Consider the following 22348-nt stretch of genomic DNA (forward strand, 5'->3'; position numbering starts at 1 on the left):
GGTGGGGCACATTCGGGCCTCCGGCCGTGCGCGGCGCGGACCGGCCCCGTCCGGGAACGACTGGGAGAACACAAGAACGGTGAGCGCATGACGAACCCCCTGGCGGGACTCTTCAAGGCGCGGCAGCGGGACGCCGCCAGGTCGGCCCTGTACGCGGGCAGCGTCCACCGGTGCGGTGCCTATCTCGCCGCCCAGGGCGCCCCGGGTCCGCTGATCCCCCGGCAGACCCGGCTCACCCAGGCGATCGGCACCCTGACGGCCTCCGTGGACGGCCCCGCCGCCGACCCGTTCGACGCGCTGCTCGGCGTCGGCGAACGGGCCCTGGAGGCGGACGGCGACGCGTCGGCCGAGCTGGCCCTGAGCGTCGCCGGGACCGCGACCCGGCTGCGGCAGCGCTCCCGGGCGGCCTGGCGGCTGCACGGCGCGGCCCTGGACGGGCTCGGCCGCGACGACGAGGCGCTGGAGTCGTACGAGCGCTACCTCGCCCTGGTCCCGGACGGCGAAGGGGCCCCGGGCACCGCCCGCCGGATCGACACCCTGCGGCAACGGCGCGCGGTGCTCGACGAGTTGGCCGCTCTCGTGGCCGACGGCGCCGAGGAGACCGCCGGACTGCGGGCCGCCCTGGGCCGGCCCGCGGCGCCGCCCGCCGCGCTCACCCCGCAGCTGGCCGCCCTCGTGCGGCGCCGGACGGCCCGGGACGGCGCGGGCGATCCCGCGGTGCGCCGCCTCGCGGAGCTGTACGGCACCTACCGGCGGCTCCTGGAGCGGGACGCCGTGCCCGCCGCGCTGCCCGACGCCGTGACGCCGGTCGGGGTGGCGGGCCTGCGCGCGCTGCTCTCCGGCCGGAGCGTGTGCGTGGTCGCGGGCACCGACGAGGTCGCGCGCGGCACGCTCGGTGCGCGGATCGACGGCTACGACGTGGTGGTGCGCTGCGACGCGTCGCCCGCCGGTGCCCGGACCGATCTGCACGCCGTGACCCCGCGCGGCGCCACCCCGTGGGACGGTCCCCCGTGGACCGCGCGGGCCGGGATCCGGCTGGTGTTCGACGAGGCGGCCCCGCGCTGGCGCCGCGTCGTCCGGCAGCGGCTCGTGCCCGGCGCGCAGGAGCACATCGGCGACGTCTCGCTGCGCCGCCCGCTGACCGACCCCGCGCTGCTCGGCGAGTCCGTGTGGGGCGAGGACGCGAGCACCGCCTTCACGGTCCTGCGCCTCCTGGACTTCCTGGACGTCAGCCCCCGCCTCGACCTCATCGGCTTCCCGCCGGCCGGCGCGGGCGCGCTGCGCCCGGCGGAGGCCGCGTGGGTCGCGGACCACTCGACGCAACGAGACGACAGCACGATGAGGATCGCCCTGCGATGACCCACTCCCGCGCCGACGACCGCTCCGCCGTCACCGGCAAGCGGCGGATCGCGTTCGCCGTCCACGCCGACGCCAGCACACTGCCCGCCGTGGCCACGCTGCTGCGCAGCCTGGTGCTCAGCAATCCGGCCGTGTGCGAGGACGTGGTGGTCCTCCATCCCGGGCTCGCCGACGCCGAGTTCGACGCGCTGCGGCGGCTGCATCCCCGGCTGCTCACCCGCCGCGCGGACTCGCGGGAGGAGGTGTTCCGGCTGCCGGACCACGACACCGTGATCGCCCTCGACCCGGCGATGGTCGTCCTCGGCGACCTCGGTGAACTGCTGCGGCTGCGCCACGGGGTGGCCGCCGTACCGCAGGTGTGGTGCGACGCGTCGGGTACCGAGCGGCGCTCGGTGCTGCCGGACGGGCTGCTGGTCGTGCAGCGCGCGGACGCGGAGGCGGCCCGGGACAGGGACACAGCGCTCGCGGCCGACTCCGTGGTCCCCGTCGACGCGCGCTACGACTTCCTCACCCGCCGGCTGCACGACGGGCTTCCGGTGCCCGAGCAGGTCGCGGTGCTGCACTTCAGCCATCCGTCCGACGCGCCCGGCTACGGCCCGGCCGCCGAGGCACGGGCCCGTTTCGAACTGGACGACGACGCGTTCCGGGCCGCGTACCGCGCGCTGCCCGGCGGCAAGCACCCCGAGCTGGTCGCGCATCTCGCGCCGCCGCTGCTGGAGACCCGGCCCTCGCTGGACCTGGCCCGCACGGTCGCCGACGTGTACCGGCAGCAGGGCCGCTACGACGAGGCCGTCGCGGTGCTCGCCCCGGTGCTCGACGACCGGGCGGACGCGCCGCGCTGCCACGAGACGTTGGGGCTGTGCCTGATGGCGCTGTCCCGCTACGCCGAGGCGGAGACCCATCTGCTGCTGGCCGCCGCCTCCCCCGACACCGCCCCGCGCGCCTTCGCGCAGCTCGCGCGCCTCGCCTGGCTGTGCGGCCGGGAGGCGGACGCGCACGCCTACGCCCGGCAGGGCCTGACCGCCGACCCGACGGACGCGGGGTGCCACAGCTGGTACGTACGCACGCGCGAGGAGGCGCGCGCCGAGCCCGGTGCGGGGTCCGCGTCCGAACAGCTCGCGCACGTCGCGCTGTTCGCGGAGGGCAACGAGAACGCGGGCGACAAGGTGCTGCCCGAAGCCGTCCGCCAGTGCTTCGGCACGGACACGGGTCCGCGCCACTGGTACGGGCAGCACGCGCACCTGCTGGTGGACGAGGCGGCGCTGGAGCGGCTGAACGCGCGGCGCGGGGTGGTCGTCGGCGGCGGCGGGCTCTTCCTGCCGGACACCTCGCCCAACAGCACCAGCCACTGGCAGTGGAACGTGCCGGACGATCTCCTCCGCCGGCTCACGGCGCCGCTCGCGGTGTTCGCGGTCGGCTACAACGTCTTCGACGGGCAGCAGTACCGCAGGACCCGGTTCGCCGAGAGCCTGCGGACGCTGGTCGAGCGGTCGGCGTTCTTCGGACTGCGCAACCACGGCTCGATCGACCGGGTGCGTGAGCTGCTGCCCGCGGAGCTGCGCGACCGGGTGCGCCACCAGCCGTGCCCGACCACGGTCGCCGATCTGCTCGTGCCGCCCGCCGAGCGGGTACCGCGCTCCGACACCGTCCTCGTCAACTGCGCGTACGACCGGGCGGGGCTGCGCTTCGGCCACGACTACGGTCACTTCCTGGCCGAGACGGCGGGCGCGCTGCGGCAGCTGCGCGAGCGGGCCGACGTACGGTACGCGGCCCACATGCCGGCCGACGAGAAGTTCGTGCACGACCTGCGCCGCGAGCACGGCCTGAGCCTGCCGGTGGAGCGGCTGTACGCGCTGTCGAACGACGCGATCCGCGACCTGTACCGCAGGGCGCGGCTGGTGATCGGGATGCGCGGGCACGCGGGCATGATCCCGTTCGGCTGCGGCACCCCGATCCTCAGCCTCGTGTCCCATCCGAAGCTGGCGTACTTCCTGTCGGACATCGACCGTCCCGCGTGGGGTCTGTCGGTGCACGACCGGGACCTCGGGCCGCGGCTCGCCGAGCGGGCGGGTGCGCTGCTCGACGACCACGACGCCGCCGTTGCGGACGTGCGCGCCGCGCAGGAGATCCTCTGGAAGACCACGCAGGAGAACATCGCCGAACTGCGCGGGACCTTCGGGATGTCCGACAGTTCATCTGGCACGTAATCAGAGTTCACCCAACAGCGCTTCTCCGGTCACCGTTCACACCGGGAACATCCATAACCTGTGGCACAACCTGTTCCAGGCTCGAACATTTCTTTGGATCTTTGGAGTGGCACGCGTGCCGATACTTTCCGTCATCGTCCCCATGCACAATGTGGGGGCCTTCGCCGAGAGCACCCTGCGAAGCCTCGTCGGCAACGTGCACCCCGACTTCGAGTTCCTGATCGTCGACGACTGCTCCACGGACTCCACGCCGCGGATCATCGACCGCTGGACGCAGAAGCTCCCCAACGCGCGGGTGCTGCGGCACGAGGAGAACCGGGGCATCGCGCAGGCCCGCAACACCGGTATCGACGCGGCGAACGGCGACTATCTGACGTTCCTCGACGGCGACGACTGGTACGCCCCCGGCTATCTGCCCGAACTCGTCGACCGAATACAGGAGTTGGGCTGCGATTTCGCCCGCACCGACCACGTCCAGGCCACCGGCCGGGACCGGGTGGTGCGAAGACCGCCGGCCGGCGCCCGCGACACGGTGTTCGCGGCCCGGGACGGCATCGCGCCGGCCCACCGGGAGACGATGGTCGACTACCCGTTCGTCTGGGCGGGTATCTACAGCGGGCATCTGTTCGCCGACGGCGGGATGCGCTTCGCGACTCAACTGCGCACCGCAGAGGACCGGTTGTGGATCTGGCGGCTGCATCTGGCGGCGCGGACGTACGCGGCCGTGGGCCTGCACGGGATCTTCTACCGGCGGGGCGTGGCGACCTCCCTGACCCAGATCAAGGACGACCGCCAGCTGGACTTCATCCCGGCCTACGACCTCCTGCTGGAGGACGTGAAGAACGACCCGGAGGCCGACCGCTTCCTCCCCAAGGCCGTCCGTACGTACTGCGCGATGATCGCCTTCCACCTGGCCAAGGCGGACGAGTACGACACCACGGCGGCCCGGCGCCTGCGCCGCGAGGCCCGCGCCGCCCTCCACCGGATGCCCGAGCGGGTGCTGGAGGAGACCCTCAGATCGATGGACAGCAAGCGGAGCCGCATCCTCAGCCGCCTGCGCGACGGGCGGAAGGCTGCCTGACCGATGCTTGACAGGACTCACCGCACGACCCGGACCACGCAGATCTTCCAGGTCTCGACGCTGTACGGCGCCGCCACGCTGGCCGCCGCGCTCGACGCCGGACGGTTCGGCCCGCAGGAGGGGACCCGGCGCATCCTCCTGGTCTCCCAGAACGCGACCGTGCCGGAGGCCGCGCTGCGCCTCGACGAGATGCACGGCTACGCGCCGATCGTCCGCCGCTTCGACCACGTGGTCAGCTGGAACGAGGCGATCCGCCCGCACCACCCCAGCGTCTGGGGCCCGCGCGGCGACGACGCGACGCTGTGGCAGCGGGCGTTCCGGCTGGCCTGGGACATCGACCCGCGCGAGAAGGTCGAGATCGCCGTCGAGTCGATCCAGGTCAACCCGGGGCGCGCGCTGGCGGCGATCTTCTCGGAGAGCGCCGTGCACGTGTACGCGGACGGCCTGATGAGCTACGGCCCGACCCGCGAGCGGCTGCCGCTGTCCATCGGCTCGCGCATCCAGCGGCTGCTCCACCTCGACCTGGTGCCGGGGCTCCGCCCGCTGCTGCTCTCCGAGTTCGACGTGGCGCCCGAGGTCGTGCCCGACGAGGCGTTCCGTGCGGTGCTCGACGAGATCGCGGCCGAGGCCGCGGACGACCCGCTGCTGACGCCCGTACGCGAACAGGCGCCCACGGCCGTGCTGTTGGGGCAGTACCTGGCGGCGATCAACATCCTGAGCGCGGCCGAGGAGGAGGACCTGCACGTGCGGATGCTCACCGCCGCCGCGCGGGCCGGGCACACGTCCGTCGTCTTCAAGCCGCACCCGACCGCTCCGCCCAGCTACTCGGCGGCGCTGAGCAAGGCGGCCGCCGACGCGGGCGTCCGGCTCACCGTCCTCGACGCGCCGCTGCTCGCCGAGACGCTGTACGCGCACGCCCGGCCCGAACTGGTCGTCGGCTGCTTCTCGACGGCGATGGTGACGGCGTCCGCGTACTACGACATCCCGGTCGGCCGGGTCGGCACGGCGCTGGTGATGGAGCGGCTGAAGCCGTACCAGAACAGCAACCGCATCCCGCTGGCCGTCATCGACCACGTGGTGCCCGACCTGGCGGCCGGCGAGAGCGCGGCCCTCGTCGGAGCGGCCCCGGCGACGCTGGCGCCCCTGGTGCGCACGATCGGGTTCTGCATGCAGCCGGGCCTCCACGAGCAGTCCCGCGAGCACGCCGAGAGCTATCTGCGCGAGCACCTCGCCGGGCTGCCCGCCCCCTACTTCCCCGAGCCGCGGCTGGCCGAACTGGACCTGCCCGGCGCCGGACCGCAGGCCCGCGCGAAGCTCCGGGCGCGCCGGGCCCGGCGCGTGGTCGGCAGGACCGTCCGGCGCACCCCCCGGCGATGACCGGCACCGCCCCCGTCCCTCACCCTCCCGCCCCCGAAAGGCGCGCCGTGCAACCCGAGACGACCCTCAGCCCGCCCGAGGCGGTGGCCACGGCCACGGAAGCCGCCCCGGCGCAGCCGGCCGCGGCCGCCCCGAAGCGCGAACACCGCTTCGACGTCGACCTGATGCGGCTGCTCTGCTCCGCCATCGTCATGCTGGGGCACGTCGGCTCCCAGTTCATCCGCTCCACCGGCAACGACCCGGCGAACGGCTCCGGTTCGTACTGGGCGGGGCACGTCGCCGAGGCGATCAACCCGTTCGCCGTCCCGATGTACTTCGCGATAGCCGGGTGGGCGGTGCTCGTGGGCGCGCCGCCGAAGGACAGCGCCCGCATGTGGAAGCGGCTCGTGCGCAACACGGTGCCGCTGTTCGCGTGGACCGCGGTGTACCTGCTGTGGGCCTGGCTGCGCGACCGCAACGAGCGGCCCATGACCGAGCTGGCGGTGGACTCCCTCGTCGGTTCCGTGCAGCCCGCGTACCACCTGTGGTTCATGTACACGTACATCCCGATCATCGTGCTCCTCGCGTTCGCCATGCTGATCAGGGCGGGGCAGCGCCCGTGGGGCCTGGGCGCCGTGCTGCTCGGGATCGCCGTCCTGCCCAGCGTGCTGAGCACCGTCACCGAGACCACCGGCCACGAGATGCCCACCGTGGCCTGGGGGTTCAGCACGTACTCGCTCGTGTACGCGGTCGGCGGCGCGATGCTCTTCGCCGTCCCCGCCGGGGTCGTCCGGTGGCGCAAGGCGCTGATGGTGCTGCTGCCGGTCTCCATGGCGGCGTGCCTCTGGTACAACACGCAGGTCCACTACGTGATCCCCAACGCCCACCTGTTCGTGGCCGTCAGCTTCATCTGTGTGCTGCTGCTGGTCAGCCGGGTCGACGTGCCGGAGAAGTGGCGGCCGTTGCTGAAGAAGCTGGCCGGTGCCGCGCTCGGCGCGTACATGGTGCACGTGCTGTTCGTCGAGGAGATCGTGCGGCCGCTGGTGTCGCCGGATCTGAGCGGCCCGGTGGCGGGACTGCTCCTGGTCGGCCTGCTCGCCACGGTCATGGCGCTGTCGTTCGCGACCAGCCTGCTGTGGGGCCGGCTGAACCTGCGCCGCTATCTCGGCTGACGGCGGGTGACCGGCGGATGACGTTCTCGCGAGCACTCGGCGAACCGGGCCCGCGACGCTCCGACTCCTGCTGCGACGCTGCCTAGTGTGGGCTGCGACCCGCCGCCCTCGCGGCTCCACGACGCGCAGCAGGGAGCAGCACCCGTGACCGAGACGGTCGTCAGCACGCCGGACACCGCGCCGCCGCCCGCCGTCCAGGGCCGGCTGCGCGCCCTGGACGGGCTGCGGCTGGTCGCGGCGCTGATGGTCGCCGCCTATCACTACGGCGGCCGGGGCGGTGACGTCGCCACCGCCTGGGGCACGTCACCGCGCGAGCAGTTCCCCACGCTGCACGGCCTGTTCGCGTACGGCTGCCTGGGCGTGCAGATCTTCTTCGTGATCAGCGGCTTCGTCATCTGCCGCAGCGGCTGGGGCCGCCCCCTGCGGTCGTTCTTCGCCTCCCGGGCGGCCCGTCTCCTCCCCGCGTACTGGGTGGCGGTCGTCCTGGTGACGGCCGTCTTCGCGCTGCCGATGGTGGCCTACGCGACGGTCTCGCCCAGCGACGCGCTGCTGAACCTCACGATGCTCCAGCAGCCGCTGGGCGCCGACCGGGTGCTCGGCGTGTGCTGGACCCTCTGGGCGGAGCTGCGCTTCTACGCCCTGTTCGCCCTGTGTGTGGTGCTGCCCGGCGCGACCCGCCAGCGCGTCGTGCTGTTCTGCGCGGTGTGGACGCTGGCGGCGGCGCTGGCGCAGGCGTCCGGCGAGCCGTTCCTCGGGGTCCTGCTGATGCCCGAGTACGCGCCGTTCTTCATCGGCGGCATCGGCCTCTATCTGGTCCACCGCGACCGGCGTGACGTCCTGGCCTGGGGGATCGTCGCCGTCGGCTGGGCGATCGGCCAGCACTACGCGGTGGCGGGCCTGTGGCACGCGCCGGATCCGCACGCCTTCTCGCAGCGCTCCTCGCTCGGCATCGTCGCGGTGGTCACGCTGGGTTTCGCGGCGGTCGCGGTGATCGCCGTGGGCCGCACGGGCCGGGTGAACTGGCGCTGGCTCACCACGGCGGGCGCGCTGACGTACCCCTTCTACCTGGTCCACGAACACCTGGGCTGGGTGGTGATCGGCTTTCTGCACCGGCGCGCCGGGCTGCCGTCGTCCGTCACGTTCGCGGGGACGGTGGTGTCGATGCTGGTTCTCGCCTGGCTGGTGCACCGGTACGTGGAGCGGTGGGCGACGCCCCGGCTGCGCGGGGCGCTGGCCCCGTGATCCGGGCGTCCCGTCAGCGCACCCCGTACCGCGCCTCGATCCCCGCGACGATCAGTCGCAGCCCTTCCTCGAACCGCTCGTCGTAGCGCGTGAACAACCGCTCCCCCGCCGCCGCGGCGAGCGGATAGTCGGCGAGCAGCTCGGCGCGCTCCGCCACGTCCACGGGCGGCGGGGCGTCCGGGGCCGGCTGCTGCATGCCCTGCTCCTCGGTGACGAATCCCAGCGTGTACATGTACGTGGTGGAGCTCGCCCAGGCGGCCTGGTCGGCGGTGAATCCGGCCTCGGTGAGGAAGTGCAGGTTCGCCTCCATCTCGGGGCCGTGGTCGGTCCCGGTGAACCGTGAGCCGCTGAAGACCTTCGCGCCGTCGCGGTAGCGCAGGAGCGTGGCGCGGAGCCGGCGGTTGCCGAGCGTCAGCCACTCCTGCCAGGGGCCCCGGGGCTCATAGCCGACGGTCGTGTGCGTCCCCTCGGCGCCGACCATGCGCCGGAACATCACGGTCGCCATCTCGTCGAGCAGCGCCTGCTTGTTCTTGAAGTGCCAGTACAGGGCGGGCGCCTGCACGTTCAGCTCCTTGGCGATGGCGCGCAGCGTCAGGCCTTCCAGACCCACGTCGTTCAGCAGATCCAGCGCGGTGTCGGCGACCTGCGCCTTGTCGAGCTTCGGCTTGTCGGGCTTGGGCTTCTTCGCGTCTTTCGGGTTCTTGTCGTCGGCCACGCTTGACAGTTTAACGCCGTTAAGGCGATGCTCGACACATCGAACTTAACGGCGTTAAGGAGGCGATGGAGATGACGGACGTCCTGATCGTGGGCGCGGGCCCCACGGGCCTGGTGCTGGCAGCGGATCTGGCACGGCGCGGGGTGGACGCACTGCTGGTGGAGCGGGCCGACGGCCTGTTCCCCGGGTCGCGCGGCAAGGGGCTCCAGCCGCGCACGCAGGAGGTGCTGTACGACCTCGGGGTGCTGGACGCCATCCGCGCGGCCGGCTCGGAGTACCCGACGATGCGCGTCTGGGAGGGCGATGTGCCCGGCCAGGAGTGGGACATGATGGAGCGCTCCGAGCCGAGCGAGCAGGTGCCGTTCCCCGACGGCTGGTTGACGCCGCAGGCCCGCACGCAGGAGGTGCTGTACGCGCGGCTGCGGGAGCTGGGCGGCGAGGTGCGGTTCGGTGCCGGGCTGACGGATCTCGCGCAGGACGCGGACGGGGTGACGGCGTCGTTCGCGGACGGCTCGACGGTCCGCGCGCGGTACGCGGTGGCGGCGGACGGCGGCCGCTCCACGGTCCGCGGGCTGCTCGGCATCGGCATGACCGGCGAGACCGTCGACCCGAAGCCGATGCTGGTCGCCGACGTGCGGATCACGGACGACGCGCCGCTCCCGGACACGCACTGGCACGTGTGGCCCAAGGCCGCGGAGGGGATGGTGGCCTTCTGCCCGCTGCCCTCGGACACCGGCCGCGTCTTCCAGCTTGCCGCGCAGTACGCGGACGAGTCGGCGCTCCCCGACACCTCACCGGCGGGTGTGGCCGAGCTTCTCGCCGGTCGCACGGTGCTTGATGAGAAGCACGTCGCCGAGGTGCTCTGGGCCTCGGACTTCCGGGCGCGGGCGGCGCTCGCGGACCGCTTCCGCTCCGGCCGGGTCTTCCTGGCGGGCGACGCGGCGCACGTCCACTCCCCGGCAGGGGGCCAGGGGCTGAACACGAGCGTGCAGGACGCGTACAACCTGTCGTGGAAGCTGGCGGCCGTGCTCGCCGGGGCCCCCGAGTCGCTCCTGGACAGCTACGAGGAGGAGCGGATACCGGTCGCGGCGGACATCCTCGGCGTCAGCACCCGCATCCACCGGTCCGCGACCCCGGTCCGGCGCGGCGGCGAGCTGCGCCAACTGGGGATCGGCTACCGGGAGTCGGCGCTGACCGTGGAGACCCGGGCGGACCTGCCCGAGGACGCGCTGCGGGCGGGCGACCGGGCGCCGGACGGCCGTCCCGGCGGGGTCCGCCTCTTCGACGCCTTCCGGGGACCGCACTGGACGCTGCTCGCGGTGGGCACGGGGAGTGGAGCGCTGCCGTCCCTGCCCGGCGAGTCGGTCCGCACGGTCTCGGTCCCCGCGTACGCGGCGTACGGCACCGGGTTCTTCCTGGTGCGGCCGGACGGCTATGTGGGGTGGGCCGGGGACACGGCGGAGGGGGCCGTGGAGTACCTGGCGGGGGTCGGCGTCACCGCCGGGGCGTGAGGCGCCCCGGGAGCACGTCGTTCACACGCTGGCCAGCGACAGCTTCACCGCGAAGCCGAGGAACAGCACCCCGGCCGCCGAGGTGGCACCGGCCGACAGCCGCTTGCGGCGGCGGAAGGCGGCGGCGAGCCGGGTGCCGCTGAAGATCAGGGCCGAGAGGTACAGCACGCTCGCGGCCTGCGCGAAGGCGCCGAGGACCACGAAGGAGAGCGCCGGGTAGGCGTAGGAGGGGTCGACGAACTGCACGAAGAAGGCGATGAAGAACAGGATCGCCTTGGGGTTGAGGAGGCTGATCACGAAGGCCCGGCGGAACGGACGCTCCTGGGCCTCCACGGCCGCGTCCCCGGACACCTCGGCGGCGAGCCGCTCGCGGCGGGTGCGCCACATCGACAGGGCGGCGCGCAGCATGCCGACCGCGAGCCAGGTGAGATAGCCGGCGCCCACGTACTTCACGATGCTGAAGACCACGGCGTTGGCCTGGAGCAGGGAGGCGACACCGGCGGCGGACAGGGTCATCAGCACGGTGTCCCCGCACCAGACTCCGGCGGCGGCCTTGTAGCCGGTGCGTACGCCCCGGCGGGCGGCGACGGAGAGCACGTACAGCGAGTTCGGCCCCGGGAGGAGGACGATGAGGACGAGGCCCGCGAGATAGGTCGGAAGATCGATGACACCCAGCATGCCCGGAGTGTCGCACATGGGTACGACACTCCGCGCCGGGGTTTCACATCACGGAAATGATCAACGAAGCGCAGGTCAGAACGTGTCGGAGGGGACGTAGGTGCCCCACACCTCGCGCAGCGCGTCGCAGACCTCGCCGACCGTGGCGCGGGCCCGCAGGGCGTCCTTCATCGGGTACAGGACATTGCTGGTGTCGTCGGCGGCGACCTCCTTCAGGGCGGCCAGCGCGGTGTCCACCGCCTTCTGGTCCCGCTCGGCGCGCAGCCTCGCCAGCCGCTCGGCCTGCTGGGCCTCGATGGCCGGGTCGACGCGGAGCGGTTCGTAGGGCTCCTCCTCGTCGAGCTGGTAGCGGTTGACGCCGACCACGACGCGCTCGCCGGAGTCGGTCTCCTGGGCGATGCGGTAGGCGGAGCGTTCGATCTCGGACTTCTGGAAGCCGTGCTCGATCGCGCTGACCGCGCCGCCCAGGTCCTCGACCCGCTCCATGAGCGCGAGGGCGGCGGCCTCCACGTCGTCGGTCATCTTCTCGACGACGTAGGACCCGGCGAAGGGGTCGACGGTGGCGGTGACGTCGGTCTCGTAGGCGAGGACCTGCTGGGTGCGCAGGGCGAGGCGGGCGGACTTGTCGGTCGGCAGGGCGATGGCCTCGTCGAAGGAGTTGGTGTGCAGCGACTGGGTGCCGCCGAGGACGGCGCCGAGACCCTGGACGGCGACCCGGACCAGGTTCACCTCCGGCTGCTGGGCGGTCAGCTGCACGCCGGCCGTCTGGGTGTGGAAGCGGAGCATCAGCGACTTGGGGTTCTCGGCGCCGAACTCCTCCTTCATCACCCGGGCCCAGATGCGGCGCGCGGCGCGGAACTTGGCGACCTCCTCGAGGATCGTCGTCCGGGCCACGAAGAAGAAGGACAGGCGCGGGGCGAAGTCGTCGACGTCCATGCCGGCGGCGACGGCGGTGCGCACGTACTCGATGCCGTCGGCGAGGGTGAAGGCGATCTCCTGCGCGGGCGAGGCCCCCGCCTCGGCCATGTGGTAGCCGGAGATCGAGATGGTGTTCCACTTCGGGATCTCGGCCCGGCAGTACTTGAAGATGTCCGCGATCAGCCGCAGCGAGGGCTTGGGCGGGAAGATGTAGGTGCCGCGGGCGATGTACTCCTTGAGCACGTCGTTCTGGATCGTGCCGGTGAGCGCTCCGGCGGCCACTCCCTGCTCCTCGCCGACCAGTTGGTACATGAGGAGCAGCAGGGCGGCGGGGGCGTTGATCGTCATCGACGTCGACACCTTGTCCAGCGGGATGCCGTCGAACAGCACCCGCATGTCGTCGACCGAGTCGATGGCGACCCCGACCTTGCCGACCTCGCCCGAGGCGATGGGCGCGTCGCTGTCGTGGCCCATCTGGGTCGGCAGGTCGAAGGCGACCGACAGGCCCATCGTGCCGTTGGCGATGAGCTGCTGGTAGCGGGCGTTGGACTCGGTGGCCGTGCCGAATCCGGCGTACTGGCGCATCGTCCACGGGCGGCCGGTGTACATGGTCGGGTAGACGCCGCGGGTGAAGGGATAGCCGCCCGGTTCGCCGAGCTTCTGTCCCGGGTCCCAGCCGTCGAGATCCGACGGGCCGTAGACCGGCTCGATGGGCAGTCCGGACTCGGATGCGCGCGCCATGGTGGTGCCTCCAGCGGTTACTTACCAGTAGTCATCGACCCTCGGGACGGACTGTAGTGGCAGTTCGCAACGTTTCGGCGCCGGGAAGCATCAGTAGAGACACAAGGGAACGACGCGACAGACGGGGGACGTCATGCGCACAGCTGTCATTCGGAGCACTCTCGCCGCGACCGGGGTGCTGGCCCTGGTCGGCGGCTGCACCGCACAGGCGGTCGAAGGCGGTTCGCCCGCGCCGTCGGCGGCGTCCGCCACACCGTCGGCGGCGTCGAAGTCCGCCTCCCCGGCCCCCTCGGCGTCCACCGCGGCGTCGGGCGACGACGCCAAGCCGTCCGGCTCGGCCTCCGCGTCCGCCTCCCCCACCGCGCCCCCGGAGCCGGGCAGGACACTGTGGGCGGCCGGGGACGAGGGGCCGCAGGTGCGGGAGCTGCAGGCGCGGCTGCGGCAGGTGGCCTGGCTGTTCGACGGGCCGACGGGGACGTACGGGGCCTCGACGGTGAAGGCCGTCGAGGGTTTCCAGGGCAAGCGCGGGCTGCGGCGCACCGGGACGACCGACACCGTGACCTGGCAGCGGCTGCTGCGGATGACCCACGAGCCGAGCCGGGACGAGCTGTACGCATCAGGTGGCCGGCCCGCGGCGAAGCCGGACCCGCGCTGCATGACGGGCCGGGTGCTCTGCATCAGCAAGACCAGCAGGACGCTGTCGTGGATGATCGACGGCAAGCGGCTGATGACGACGGACGTGCGGTTCGGTTCCCAGTACACGCCGACCCGCGAGGGCGTCTTCCACGTGAACTTCAAGTCCCGGGACCACGTCTCGACGATCTACCACACGCCCATGCCGTACGCGATGTTCTTCAGCGGCGGCCAGGCGGTGCACTACTCGTCGGACTTCGCGGCCCGCGGTTACGCCGGCGCCTCGCACGGCTGCGTGAACGTCAGGGACAAGGCGAAGATCGCGAGCCTGTTCGACCAGGTCCGTACCGGCGACAAGGTCGTCGTCTACTGGTGATGAGCGGCGTGGGTGGGACCGGGGGAACGTGTCCCACCCACGCCAGTGGCACTGAGCCGAAGGTACGGGGGGAACCCCGGCTCGTGCGCGGCCGATGACCAGTCGGCTCACTCAGTACTGCGTCACAGGCCCCAAAAACGTCACACCCGTTGCGTAGATTTTTCTACGAGAAGTTTTCGAGGGGTGGGAGAGCCTGCGTTTTCGCAGGTCAGCGCGTTTCGATGCCGCGAGAGTCGGACGGTGAGGGTGAGGCGGACGGGAGCTGTGGTGCGGCGCTGTAGGACTGGTCGGGGCTCGGAATCGTGCCGGGCTTGACGGTGTGGCCGCCATCGAGCCCGTCGTCGCCGCCGCTGTTTCCGGTGCTGCCGGTGTGGATGCTGTTGGTGCCGAACCCGTAGCCGCCACCGGATCCGTGGCCGTTGCCATTGCCGTTGCCGCCGCCGGACCCGTGGCCGTTCCCGGATCCGTGGCTCTCGTTGTCCTCGTCGCCGTCCTGGCCGCCGTTGTGGCCCTCGGACCCCGGATTGCGGCCGTCGTCGTCGCCGTAACCGCCGCCGTCGCCGCCCTCGCCGAGCACCCGGTCGCAGATCCTGGCGATGTCGGCGGGGCCCCGCCCGTATCTCTCCGCCGAGTCCCGCAGGCGCTGCCTCTCCGACGGGGTCAGCCGCCCGCCGCGGTACTTGACGCAGCCCTTGGTGAGTTCGCGGCGCAGCGCCTCGGCGAGTCTGCCCTTCTCGGACGGCCGGGGGCCGGGCGCCCGCGAGGTGCCCTTGTCCGTCGGGGCCGGCTCCGTGCGGTCCGGGCCGGTGGAGCCGCTGCCGGGGCTCACGGAGCCCTCCGGTGTCTCGGCGCCGCCGCCCTCGGGGCTCGGGGATCCCGTGGCGAGCGGCTGCTCCGAGCCGGCGGCGGAGATCGAGGAGGCCGGCACCGGCTCGTCCCGGCCGCCGAACGGCGAGGGCAGCACCCCGGTCCCGGCGGCGACGGCGACTCCGCCGACCATGCACACGGCGACGGCCGCGACGAACCCGAAGCGCACCGGGCGGCCCCACAGCCGGGTGCCCGCCGGGCCGGCGGCGGCACCCTCATGGGCCAGGGAGGTCACGGAGGTCACGGCCGCGTCCACCGCGGACTCGGCGCGGGCCTCGCGGAACGCCTTCAACGCGGCTTCCTCACCAGGGAGTTCACCGTCGGCGCCGGTCGGGAGCGCGCTCAGCGCGTCCAGTGTCCCGGCCAGCCGTCCGGCCCGTCGCGCGTCGTCGTCGGCGACGGCCTCCAGCGGCTCCCCGCGCAGCACACGCTCCGCCGCGTCGCGGTCCAGCCACTTGTCGTGCTCGTCGGCCATCACATGTCCTTCTGCGTCCGCGTACGCGATTGCGTCACACCGGCGGACGTCGCCGTGCTTGTTCTCGGTCGCCGCGGCTGCGGCAGCGCGACGAGGGCTCCGGGGCCGTTCCGGGGCTCCGGGGTGTCCGGAACCTCCGCCCCGAGGAGTTCCGCGAGCCGCTTCAGGCCGCGGTGGGCGGCCGTGCGGACGGCCCCCGGCCGCTTGCCGAGGGTCTGCGCGGCGCTCTTCGCGTCGAGCCCGACGACGACGCGCAGCACGACGGCCTCCGCCTGGTCCTGCGGCAGTTGGGCGATCAGCGCCATGGCGTCGCCGGTGGCGAGGGACTCCATCGCCTCGTCGGCGGTGTCGGATGCGGCGGGTCTGCCGGTGAGTTCGGTCTCGTCACCGCCTATGGCGGGCCGGCGTCCCCGCATGCGTATGTGGTCCAGGGCCCGGTTGCGCGCGATCCGCGCGGCCCAGCCGCGGAACCGGTCGGCGTCGCCCTCGAACCGCTCCAGGTCCCTGGCGATCTGCAGCCAGGACTCGGACGCGACGTCCTCGGCGTCGGGCTCGCCGACGAGCGTGCGTAGATATCCGAGCAGCCTCGGATGCACGGCGCGGTACACAGTCCGGAACGCGGCCTCGTCCCCGTCCTGTGCCGCAAGCACCGCGGCGGTCAGCTCCGCGTCGTCCCCCAGCACTCCCAGTCCCTGCCCACTTGGTCTCGTGCGCCCCCAGCGCGAATCAGCACGCTACGGCGTGAAACGCCGCCGCGTCCATGTTTGTACAACGAGCAACCAATGGCGCACACAGCGGGGTGTGACAGAAAACGCACCCCCGGCGCTGAAGGGAGTACGGGCCGCTCGCGACCCGTACCGCGCGGCGGCCGGGGTCTCTCCTGTGGGGGGTGGCGACCTCGGCCGTCCCGTATGACGGGCGGCGGTTCAGCCGGTTTTCGCCCGGTCCACGGCGCTCCGGGGCCGCCAGTCGTCGCGTCGGCGGGGCGCCGCCGCGAAGGCGCCCGCGTCGCGCGCGGCCCGGAACGCGGCGAGCGCAAGGCGTTCTCCGGCCGTTTCGGACGGCTGCTGCGGGCGGACCGCGGCGGCCAGCGCGTCGCCCAGGGTGTGGGCGTGTTCGTCACTCATCTCGACTCACTCAGCGTGCGGCGGACGCCATCCGTCACACGTCATCGCCCTTTGTCCTGCGGTCCACCCGGTTCCTCCAGCTCATCCGGGCCGCTGCCGGTGCCGTCGTGCGTTCCGCTTCCGGCCGCGAGCTGCCGGGCGAGCCGCTTCAGGCCGCGGTACGCGGCCGTGCGCACGGCGCCGGGCCGCTTGCCGAGGACGCGGGCGGCGGCGGGCCCGTCGAGGCCGACGACGACCCGCAGCAGCACCGCCTCGGCCTGATCCTGCGGGAGTTGGGCGATGAGGGCGAGCGCGCGCTCGGTGGAGAGGAGCTCGATGGCCTGCTCGGCGGTGTTGTGGGCGCCCGGCAGGTCGAGCACGTCCTGTTCGGTGCCGGACGGGCGGGGCCGCACCTTCTGCCGGCGCAGCAGGTCGAGGGCGCGGTACCGGGCGATGGTCGCGGTCCAGCCGCGGAACCCGGCGCCGTCGCCGCGGAACCGCCCGAGGTCCCGGGCTATCTCCAGCCAGGCGTCGGCGGCGACGTCCTCGGCCTCGTCACCGACGAGGCCGCGCAGATAGCCGAGCAGTCCGGGCTGGACGAGCCGGTAGGCAGCGGCGAACGCGCTCTCGTCGCCCTCCTGGGCCCGCGCGACGGCGGCAGCCAGCTCCTCGTCGTACTCACGCGCACCACGAGGCTCCCCGCCCCCTTCCTGCCCCAACCGCATTCCTTCGTACGTCACTCAGGACAGCGGCGCCTCAGCCGTCCACGTTCCCCGAGTCGATCAGCGCCGATCCGCACGGAAGTGTCACAGGGCGGGTTCCGCGGTCCGGCCCGCCGTCCGGCCCGGCAGGGTCAGGTAGAAGGTCCGCAGCGACTCCTCGGGGCCGACCTCGTAGCGGTTGACGACCTTGCCCAGCGGGTTCCACACGCGTCCGTCCGGCATCCGCACCCCTACGCACTGCCCGAAGTAGGCGCGCTGGTGCGCGTCCAGGTCCACCCACACGGCACCGGCCCGCCGGACGAGCACCTCGCCGACGTAGGCGCCGAGGGCGAACAGGACGGCGTCCGGGCGTTCCCGCTCCGGGGTTCCCTTGCGCAGTCCGTCGATGAGGAAGTCGACGACGCGCAGGCTGGCGACGGAGTGGTCCAGCGGCAGGCGCGACGAGGCGACGCGCGCGACGAACGCCGTCGCGTGGCGTCGCATGTCGGCGGCCGTCGGATGCTCGCCCTGTGGCATGGTCGGTCCCCCTCTGTTTCGCTCGGTAACTCCCCCAGCGGACAGCGTGACCGGACCGTCACGGGTTTCTCACATGTCCCTTCTCACACCACAAGTTGCGCGGATTCGTACAACCTTTTGCACCGTCAGGTCGTCCGGAGCCAGGGCCCGGAGACGTCAGGGACGGGGTGGGCGCGCCCCGGGCTCGCGCCCACCCCGCCCGGCTCTTCCCGCCCGGACCGTCCCGGCTCAGCCGAGGGCGAGCGCCCCCAGCTCCTGCGGCACCCCGACGGTGGCCCGCATCACCGTGCGCGCCGCGTTGCGCAGGTCGTCCAGGAAGAGCGCGGCCAGCCGTGGCGTGAAGCCGGTGCGGACGACCACCCGGAGCACCCAGGTGTCGGTCATCCCGGTCGGCAGCGGATAGGCCGGTACCTGCCAGCCGCGGGCCCGCATCGCCAGCGCGATGCCGCGCTCGTGCAGGCCGAGCGCGTGGGCGCGGTCGGTGAGGCGGAACGCGAAGGCGGGCAACTCGTCGCCGTCGCTGAGGAGTTCGAAGAGATCGAGGTCGGCGATCCCGGCGGCGAGCCCGCGCGCGGTGCGCCGGGACTCCAGGTGGAGGCGGCGCAGCCCGGCGTGCCCGTAGCGGTGGAAGGTGTAGTACTGCGCGGCCACGTGCGAGGCCGGGCGGGTGAAGGTGAGCGAGAAGGTGTTCATCTCGCCGCCCAAGTAGTCGACGTGGTGCACGAGTTCGGCGGGCAGCGCCGCCGCGTCCCGCCACAGCGCCCAGCCGAGCCCGGGGAAGACCTGCCCGTACTTGTGGCCCGAGGTGTTGATCGAGGCGACGCGCGGGAGCTGGAAGTCCCACAGCAGGTCGGGGTCGAGGAAGGGGGCGACCAGGGCGCCGGACGCGCCGTCGACGTGGACGGGGATGTCGTGCCCGGTGGCGTCCTGGATGCCGTCGAGCGCGAGGCACAGGTCGGCGATCGGCTCGTACGACCCGTCGAAGGTGGAGCCGAGGATGCCGACCACGCCGATGGTGCGGTCGTCGCAGTACTCGCCGAGCATCTCCGGGGTGAGGTGCAGCCGGCCGGGCGCGAGCGGGACGAGCCGCGCCTCGACGTCGAAGTAGGAGCAGAACTTCTTCCAGCAGACCTGGACGTTGGCCCCCGCGACGATGTTGGGCCGCTCGGTGTCGCGCCCCGCGTCCCGGCGGCGCCGCTCCCAGCGCCGCTTGAGGGCGAGCCCGGCGAGCATGGCGGCCTCGCTGGACCCGGTGGTCGAGCAGCCGGTGGCGCGGGCCGCGTCGGGGGCGTGCCACAGGTCGGCGAGCATCCGCACGCAGCGCGCCTCCATGTCCGCGACCTGCGGGTACTCCTCGGTGTCGACGAGGTTCTTGTCGGCCGTCTCGGTCATCAGGAGGCGGGCCTCGTCCTCCATCCAGGTGGTGCCGAAGGTGGCGAGGTTCAGACGGCTGCGGCCGTCGAGGAGGAGCTCGTCGCGGATCGCGTCGTAGACGGCGCGGGGCTGGGCCTCCTCCTGGGGGAACAGGGTCTCGACGGGGGTGGTGGCGGGTGCGGGAAGCGGGGCGGGGACGGGCGCGGAGGTGTAGGACATGACCTCTCCAGAGCGGATGGCGGCATGAGCCGATCACTGCCGAACCTAGATCGATGACTGCCCGCTTGACCTGCGCGAATTCACCCACGCGAGGGAGGGGAAACCGAGGCTAGACACATTCTTTGGCTGCCTGATTGGCGAGCTTTAACCCGGCTTGGGCATATGCCTACACAGCTCTTATGCCTGGCACCCCGAGTGACGTACGGCACACCCGCGCAACGTGTGACGTTCCTCGGAGGTCTTTCGCTGAATAGGACAACTGCCCGCGGGACGCGCGGGTCAGGTGTGAACCTCCGTTGTGAACGTCTTCGATCTGTGAACTTCTTCAAGGGGTGGGGCAAGTGAGCCCGCGACATTCGCGAGGTAGGGCGCCGGACACGCGCGCCGCGCACGCGTACAAGCCGCTCAGTCTCAGGGGCAGGGCCTGGATCACGGCCGGTGCGGTGGTGCTCGGCGGCGCCGGTGTGGTGACGTACGCGATGGCCGACCCGGGGGCCACCTCGGACGGCGCGCCCGCGCACCGGGCCGCGGCCGTGCACTCCGTGAGCATGCAGACGAAGGACGACCGCAAGGTCGTGCCGCAGAAGTCGACGCAGCTGTTCAGCGCGGTCACGGTGACCTGGAGCGACCCCGAGGACACGCTCGACGGCTCGGCCCAGTTCCGCTCGCGCGACGCGGAGTCGGGCGACTGGAGCGCGTGGACGGCGCTGCCGAAGGAGACCATCGACGCGGACGGCGCCGAGCGCGAGCGGGCGGCCCTGCGCGGCGGCACCGCGTCCGTGCCGACGAAGACCGACGCGGACGGCGTCGAGGTGCGGGTGGTCGACGCCGACGGCAAGGCGTCCGACCTGCCGTCCGGCATGGACGTCAAGCTGATCGACCCGGGCACCGGCTCCGCCGAGGGCCGCGGCGCGGGCATCGAGCCGGCCGCGTACGCCGACGGGACGACGGCCCCGGCCGACGGCGAGTCCCCGGCCGACGGGAGCAGTTCGGCGCCCGTGACGGCTCCCGAGTCCTCGGCGCCGCAGAGTTCGGACCCGGAGAGTTCGGCACCAGCGAGTTCGGCCCCGGAGTCCTCGCCCGCCACGACCTCCGCCGCGCCCAGCACCTCCGCCCCGCAGACGCCGCCCGCGCCCCTCCCGTCGACGGTCGTCAAGCCGCACATCATCACGCAGGCCCAGTGGGGCGCCGGCACCAACTACGACGGCACGCCCACCTACGACACGGAGATCAAGGCCGCCGTCGTCCACCACACCGGCGTCGACTCCGACAACGCGGTGCCCTGCGCCCAGTCCGCCAAGCGGCTGCGCGAGATCCAGCAGGAGCACATCGCCAAGGGCTACTACGACATCGGCTACAACTTCGTGGTCGACCGCTGCGGCCAGATCTTCGAGGGCCGCAGCGGCGGCATGGACCTGCCGGTGCACGGCGCCCACGACTACGGCTTCAACACCGACACCGTCGGCATCTCCTACATCGGCAACTTCGAGTCGGCCAAGCCCAGCCAGGCCGCGCTCGACGCGATCTCCCGGGTCGTCGCCTGGAAGTTCGGCCAGTACGGCATCACGGCGACCGACAAGGTGACGCTGACGTCCAACGGCGACCTCGGCACCGACGGCAACAAGGTCGCGCTGGGCAAGACCATCACGCTGCCCCGCGTCTTCGGCCACCGGGACACCAACTCCACGCTCTGCCCCGGCGCGAACCTGTACCCGAAGCTGAGCCGCATCGCCACGCAGGCCGCCGCCCCCGGCGTCTCGCACGCGCTGCCCTCGCAGAACCTGACCGGGGACGCCACCGCCGACCTCGTCGCGGGCATCCCGAAGGGCGCGAGCGGCGGCCAGGTCGCCATCGTCCCGGGCGGCACCGCCGGCCCGACGACCACCGGCAAGAAGCTGATATCGCAGTCCACCGGTGACGTCCCGGGCGCGGGCGAGAGCGGCGACGAGTTCGGCGCGTCCACCGCGACCGGCGACGTCAACGGCGACGGCTTCACCGACCTCGTCGTCGGCCAGCCCGGCGAGGACGACACCACCGGCCACAAGGACCGCGGCGCCTACACCATCGTGTACGGCCCGGGCTTCACCACCGGCACCGGCGTGAACCTCGACGCGAGCTACGACCTGTCGGGCGCCCGGTTCGGCTCGGCCGTCGCGGTCGGCGACTTCAACGCGGACGGCACGGCCGACGTCTTCGCCGCCTCCACCGGCCACGGCGGCACCTGGTCGGCCCGGTACGGCGACGGCTGGGACAGCGACTCGATGGTCACCACCACCGAGGACAACCTGTCCTTCATGGACGCCACGTCCGGCGACTTCAACCGGGACGGCTACGCGGACATCGCCCTCGACTACCGCGACGGCGCGGGCCTCGGCAAGGTCGCCTGGTACAAGGGCGGCGCGGGCGGCCTGCGCAAGGCGGCGACCCTGACGGTCAAGGGCGGCCGCTCGATCGCCTCCGGCGACCTCAACGGCGACGGCGTCGACGACATCGTCATCGGCCAGCCGTACACCTCCGAGTCGTCCGCCCACTCCGGCGGCCAGGTCACCGCGGTCTACGGCACGGCGGGCACCGGCCTCGGCACGAAGGTCACGACGGTCCACCAGTCCACCAGCGGCGTCCCCGGCGCCTCCGAGGCCGGTGACGCCATGGGCGCCTCCGTCGCGGTCGGCGACTACAACGCCGACGGCTACGCGGACGTCCTCACCGGCGCCCCGAACGAGGACATCACCCGCAGCGGCAAGAACCAGTCCAACGCCGGTACCTCGCTGCTCCTGAAGGGCTCCTCGGCCGGTCTGACCGGCACGGGCGCGCTCGCCGTCTCGCAGGACGAGCCCGGCGTCCCCGGCTCGACCGAGACCGACGACAACCTCGGCTCCTCGGCGGCGCTCGCCGACCTGTCCGGCTACGGCCGGGCCGACCTGGTGCTCGGCGTCGCGGGCGAGGACGCGGGCAACGGCACGCTGCTGTACGTGCCGAGCAACAGCGGCGGGCTCGGCCTGTCCACGGCCACGTACTACGGCCTGACGCAGGTCGGCTCCCCGGCCGGCGCCCGCCTGGGCACCAACCTGGCTCCGTAA

The 22348-nt window shown here is 72.7% G+C and carries 18 protein-coding genes; 9 read left to right on the plus strand and 9 right to left on the minus strand.

The genetic code is table 11. The features are described 5' to 3' along the window. Positions 1 to 87 precede the first annotated feature (87 nt). The 6 genes from ABT127_RS14645 to ABT127_RS14670 all read left to right on the plus strand — a co-directional run bounded on the left by ABT127_RS14645 (position 88) and on the right by ABT127_RS14670 (position 8417). Positions 88 to 1359: a glycosyltransferase family 29 protein gene (locus ABT127_RS14645; protein ID WP_351448884.1), complete on the plus strand. Its 1272-nt coding sequence runs from the start codon at positions 88 to 90 to the stop codon at positions 1357 to 1359. Continuing rightward, positions 1356 to 3566: a polysaccharide pyruvyl transferase family protein gene (locus tag ABT127_RS14650; protein WP_351448887.1), complete on the plus strand. Its 2211-nt coding sequence runs from the start codon at positions 1356 to 1358 to the stop codon at positions 3564 to 3566. Before ABT127_RS14645 ends, ABT127_RS14650 begins: the two co-directional genes overlap by 4 nt. A 115-nt stretch (positions 3567 to 3681) precedes the next feature. Further along, positions 3682 to 4647 carry a glycosyltransferase family 2 protein gene (locus ABT127_RS14655; RefSeq protein WP_351448890.1) on the plus strand — a complete coding sequence of 322 codons (966 nt, stop codon included), beginning with the start codon at positions 3682 to 3684 and terminating at the stop codon, positions 4645 to 4647. 3 nt (positions 4648 to 4650) lie between these two features. Beyond that, positions 4651 to 6024, plus strand: a complete 1374-nt coding sequence (locus ABT127_RS14660) for a polysialyltransferase family glycosyltransferase (RefSeq protein ID WP_351448893.1) — start codon at positions 4651 to 4653, stop codon at positions 6022 to 6024. 47 nt (positions 6025 to 6071) lie between these two features. Beyond that, positions 6072 to 7175, plus strand: a complete 1104-nt coding sequence (locus ABT127_RS14665) for an acyltransferase (RefSeq protein WP_351448895.1) — start codon at positions 6072 to 6074, stop codon at positions 7173 to 7175. Between the two features lie 144 nt (positions 7176 to 7319). Then, the gene (locus ABT127_RS14670) at positions 7320 to 8417 is read left to right on the plus strand and encodes an acyltransferase family protein (RefSeq protein WP_351448898.1); all 1098 of its coding nucleotides are present in this window, start codon (positions 7320 to 7322) and stop codon (positions 8415 to 8417) included. Between the two features lie 13 nt (positions 8418 to 8430). Here the strand turns inward: ABT127_RS14670 and ABT127_RS14675 are convergent, their stop codons facing one another. Then, positions 8431 to 9132, minus strand: a complete 702-nt coding sequence (locus tag ABT127_RS14675; protein WP_351448901.1) for a TetR/AcrR family transcriptional regulator C-terminal domain-containing protein — start codon at positions 9130 to 9132, stop codon at positions 8431 to 8433. Positions 9133 to 9203: 71 nt separating this feature from the next. Here ABT127_RS14675 and ABT127_RS14680 point away from each other — a divergent pair, with 71 nt between their 5' ends. After that, complete coding sequence (locus ABT127_RS14680) at positions 9204 to 10643, plus strand: FAD-dependent monooxygenase (protein ID WP_502971702.1); 1440 nt, start codon at positions 9204 to 9206, stop codon at positions 10641 to 10643. 21 nt (positions 10644 to 10664) lie between these two features. Here ABT127_RS14680 and leuE read toward each other — a convergent pair whose 3' ends face one another. Together leuE and ABT127_RS14690 are read right to left on the minus strand one after the other, a co-directional pair. Then, positions 10665 to 11321: a leucine efflux protein LeuE gene (gene leuE, locus ABT127_RS14685; RefSeq protein WP_351448906.1), complete on the minus strand. Its 657-nt coding sequence runs from the start codon at positions 11319 to 11321 to the stop codon at positions 10665 to 10667. A gap of 75 nt (positions 11322 to 11396) precedes the next feature. Then, on the minus strand, positions 11397 to 12980 hold the full coding sequence (locus ABT127_RS14690; protein WP_351448908.1) for an acyl-CoA mutase large subunit family protein: 1584 nt from the start codon (positions 12978 to 12980) through the stop codon (positions 11397 to 11399). Positions 12981 to 13113: 133 nt separating this feature from the next. Here ABT127_RS14690 and ABT127_RS14695 point away from each other — a divergent pair, with 133 nt between their 5' ends. Next, the gene (locus tag ABT127_RS14695; protein WP_351448910.1) at positions 13114 to 13989 is read left to right on the plus strand and encodes a L,D-transpeptidase family protein; all 876 of its coding nucleotides are present in this window, start codon (positions 13114 to 13116) and stop codon (positions 13987 to 13989) included. Between the two features lie 208 nt (positions 13990 to 14197). Here the strand turns inward: ABT127_RS14695 and ABT127_RS14700 are convergent, their stop codons facing one another. The 6 genes from ABT127_RS14700 to gad form a co-directional block, all read right to left on the minus strand. Beyond that, a complete protein-coding gene (locus ABT127_RS14700; protein WP_351448911.1) occupies positions 14198 to 15331 on the minus strand; it encodes a hypothetical protein in 1134 nt (377 codons plus the stop codon). Beyond that, a complete protein-coding gene (locus ABT127_RS14705) occupies positions 15331 to 16014 on the minus strand; it encodes an RNA polymerase sigma factor (RefSeq protein ID WP_351448914.1) in 684 nt (227 codons plus the stop codon). The genes ABT127_RS14700 and ABT127_RS14705 overlap by 1 nt, the downstream gene beginning before the upstream one ends. Before the next feature lie 243 nt (positions 16015 to 16257). Continuing rightward, positions 16258 to 16458, minus strand: a complete 201-nt coding sequence (locus tag ABT127_RS14710) for a hypothetical protein (RefSeq protein ID WP_351448917.1) — start codon at positions 16456 to 16458, stop codon at positions 16258 to 16260. 41 nt (positions 16459 to 16499) lie between these two features. Beyond that, a complete protein-coding gene (locus ABT127_RS14715) occupies positions 16500 to 17156 on the minus strand; it encodes an RNA polymerase sigma factor (protein WP_351448920.1) in 657 nt (218 codons plus the stop codon). Positions 17157 to 17243: 87 nt separating this feature from the next. Further along, complete coding sequence (locus ABT127_RS14720; RefSeq protein WP_351448922.1) at positions 17244 to 17675, minus strand: hypothetical protein; 432 nt, start codon at positions 17673 to 17675, stop codon at positions 17244 to 17246. 228 nt (positions 17676 to 17903) lie between these two features. Continuing rightward, positions 17904 to 19268: a glutamate decarboxylase gene (gad, locus tag ABT127_RS14725; RefSeq protein WP_351448925.1), complete on the minus strand. Its 1365-nt coding sequence runs from the start codon at positions 19266 to 19268 to the stop codon at positions 17904 to 17906. Positions 19269 to 19711: 443 nt separating this feature from the next. Between gad and ABT127_RS14730 the strand changes: the two genes are divergently transcribed. Then, positions 19712 to 22348, plus strand: coding sequence for an N-acetylmuramoyl-L-alanine amidase (locus tag ABT127_RS14730; protein ID WP_351448927.1), 2637 nt, complete (start codon positions 19712 to 19714; stop codon positions 22346 to 22348).

The organism is Streptomyces sp. NPDC001904, assembly GCF_040297005.1.
Taxonomy (GTDB): domain Bacteria; phylum Actinomycetota; class Actinomycetes; order Streptomycetales; family Streptomycetaceae; genus Streptomyces.

Excerpts from the sequence above, each read along its gene's own strand:
- ABT127_RS14695 (WP_351448910.1), top strand. The coding sequence starts at position 13,114 with ATGCGCACAGCTGTCATTCGGAGCACTCTCGCCGCGACCGGGGTGCTG.
- ABT127_RS14650 (WP_351448887.1), top strand. The coding sequence starts at position 1,356 with ATGACCCACTCCCGCGCCGACGACCGCTCCGCCGTCACCGGCAAGCGG.
- ABT127_RS14710 (WP_351448917.1), bottom strand. The coding sequence starts at position 16,458 with ATGAGTGACGAACACGCCCACACCCTGGGCGACGCGCTGGCCGCCGCG.
- ABT127_RS14720 (WP_351448922.1), bottom strand. The coding sequence starts at position 17,675 with ATGCCACAGGGCGAGCATCCGACGGCCGCCGACATGCGACGCCACGCG.
- ABT127_RS14690 (WP_351448908.1), bottom strand. The coding sequence starts at position 12,980 with ATGGCGCGCGCATCCGAGTCCGGACTGCCCATCGAGCCGGTCTACGGC.
- ABT127_RS14645 (WP_351448884.1), top strand. The coding sequence starts at position 88 with ATGACGAACCCCCTGGCGGGACTCTTCAAGGCGCGGCAGCGGGACGCC.
- leuE (WP_351448906.1), bottom strand. The coding sequence starts at position 11,321 with ATGCTGGGTGTCATCGATCTTCCGACCTATCTCGCGGGCCTCGTCCTC.
- gad (WP_351448925.1), bottom strand. The coding sequence starts at position 19,268 with ATGTCCTACACCTCCGCGCCCGTCCCCGCCCCGCTTCCCGCACCCGCC.
- ABT127_RS14680 (WP_502971702.1), top strand. The coding sequence starts at position 9,204 with ATGACGGACGTCCTGATCGTGGGCGCGGGCCCCACGGGCCTGGTGCTG.
- ABT127_RS14700 (WP_351448911.1), bottom strand. The coding sequence starts at position 15,331 with ATGGCCGACGAGCACGACAAGTGGCTGGACCGCGACGCGGCGGAGCGT.
- ABT127_RS14660 (WP_351448893.1), top strand. The coding sequence starts at position 4,651 with ATGCTTGACAGGACTCACCGCACGACCCGGACCACGCAGATCTTCCAG.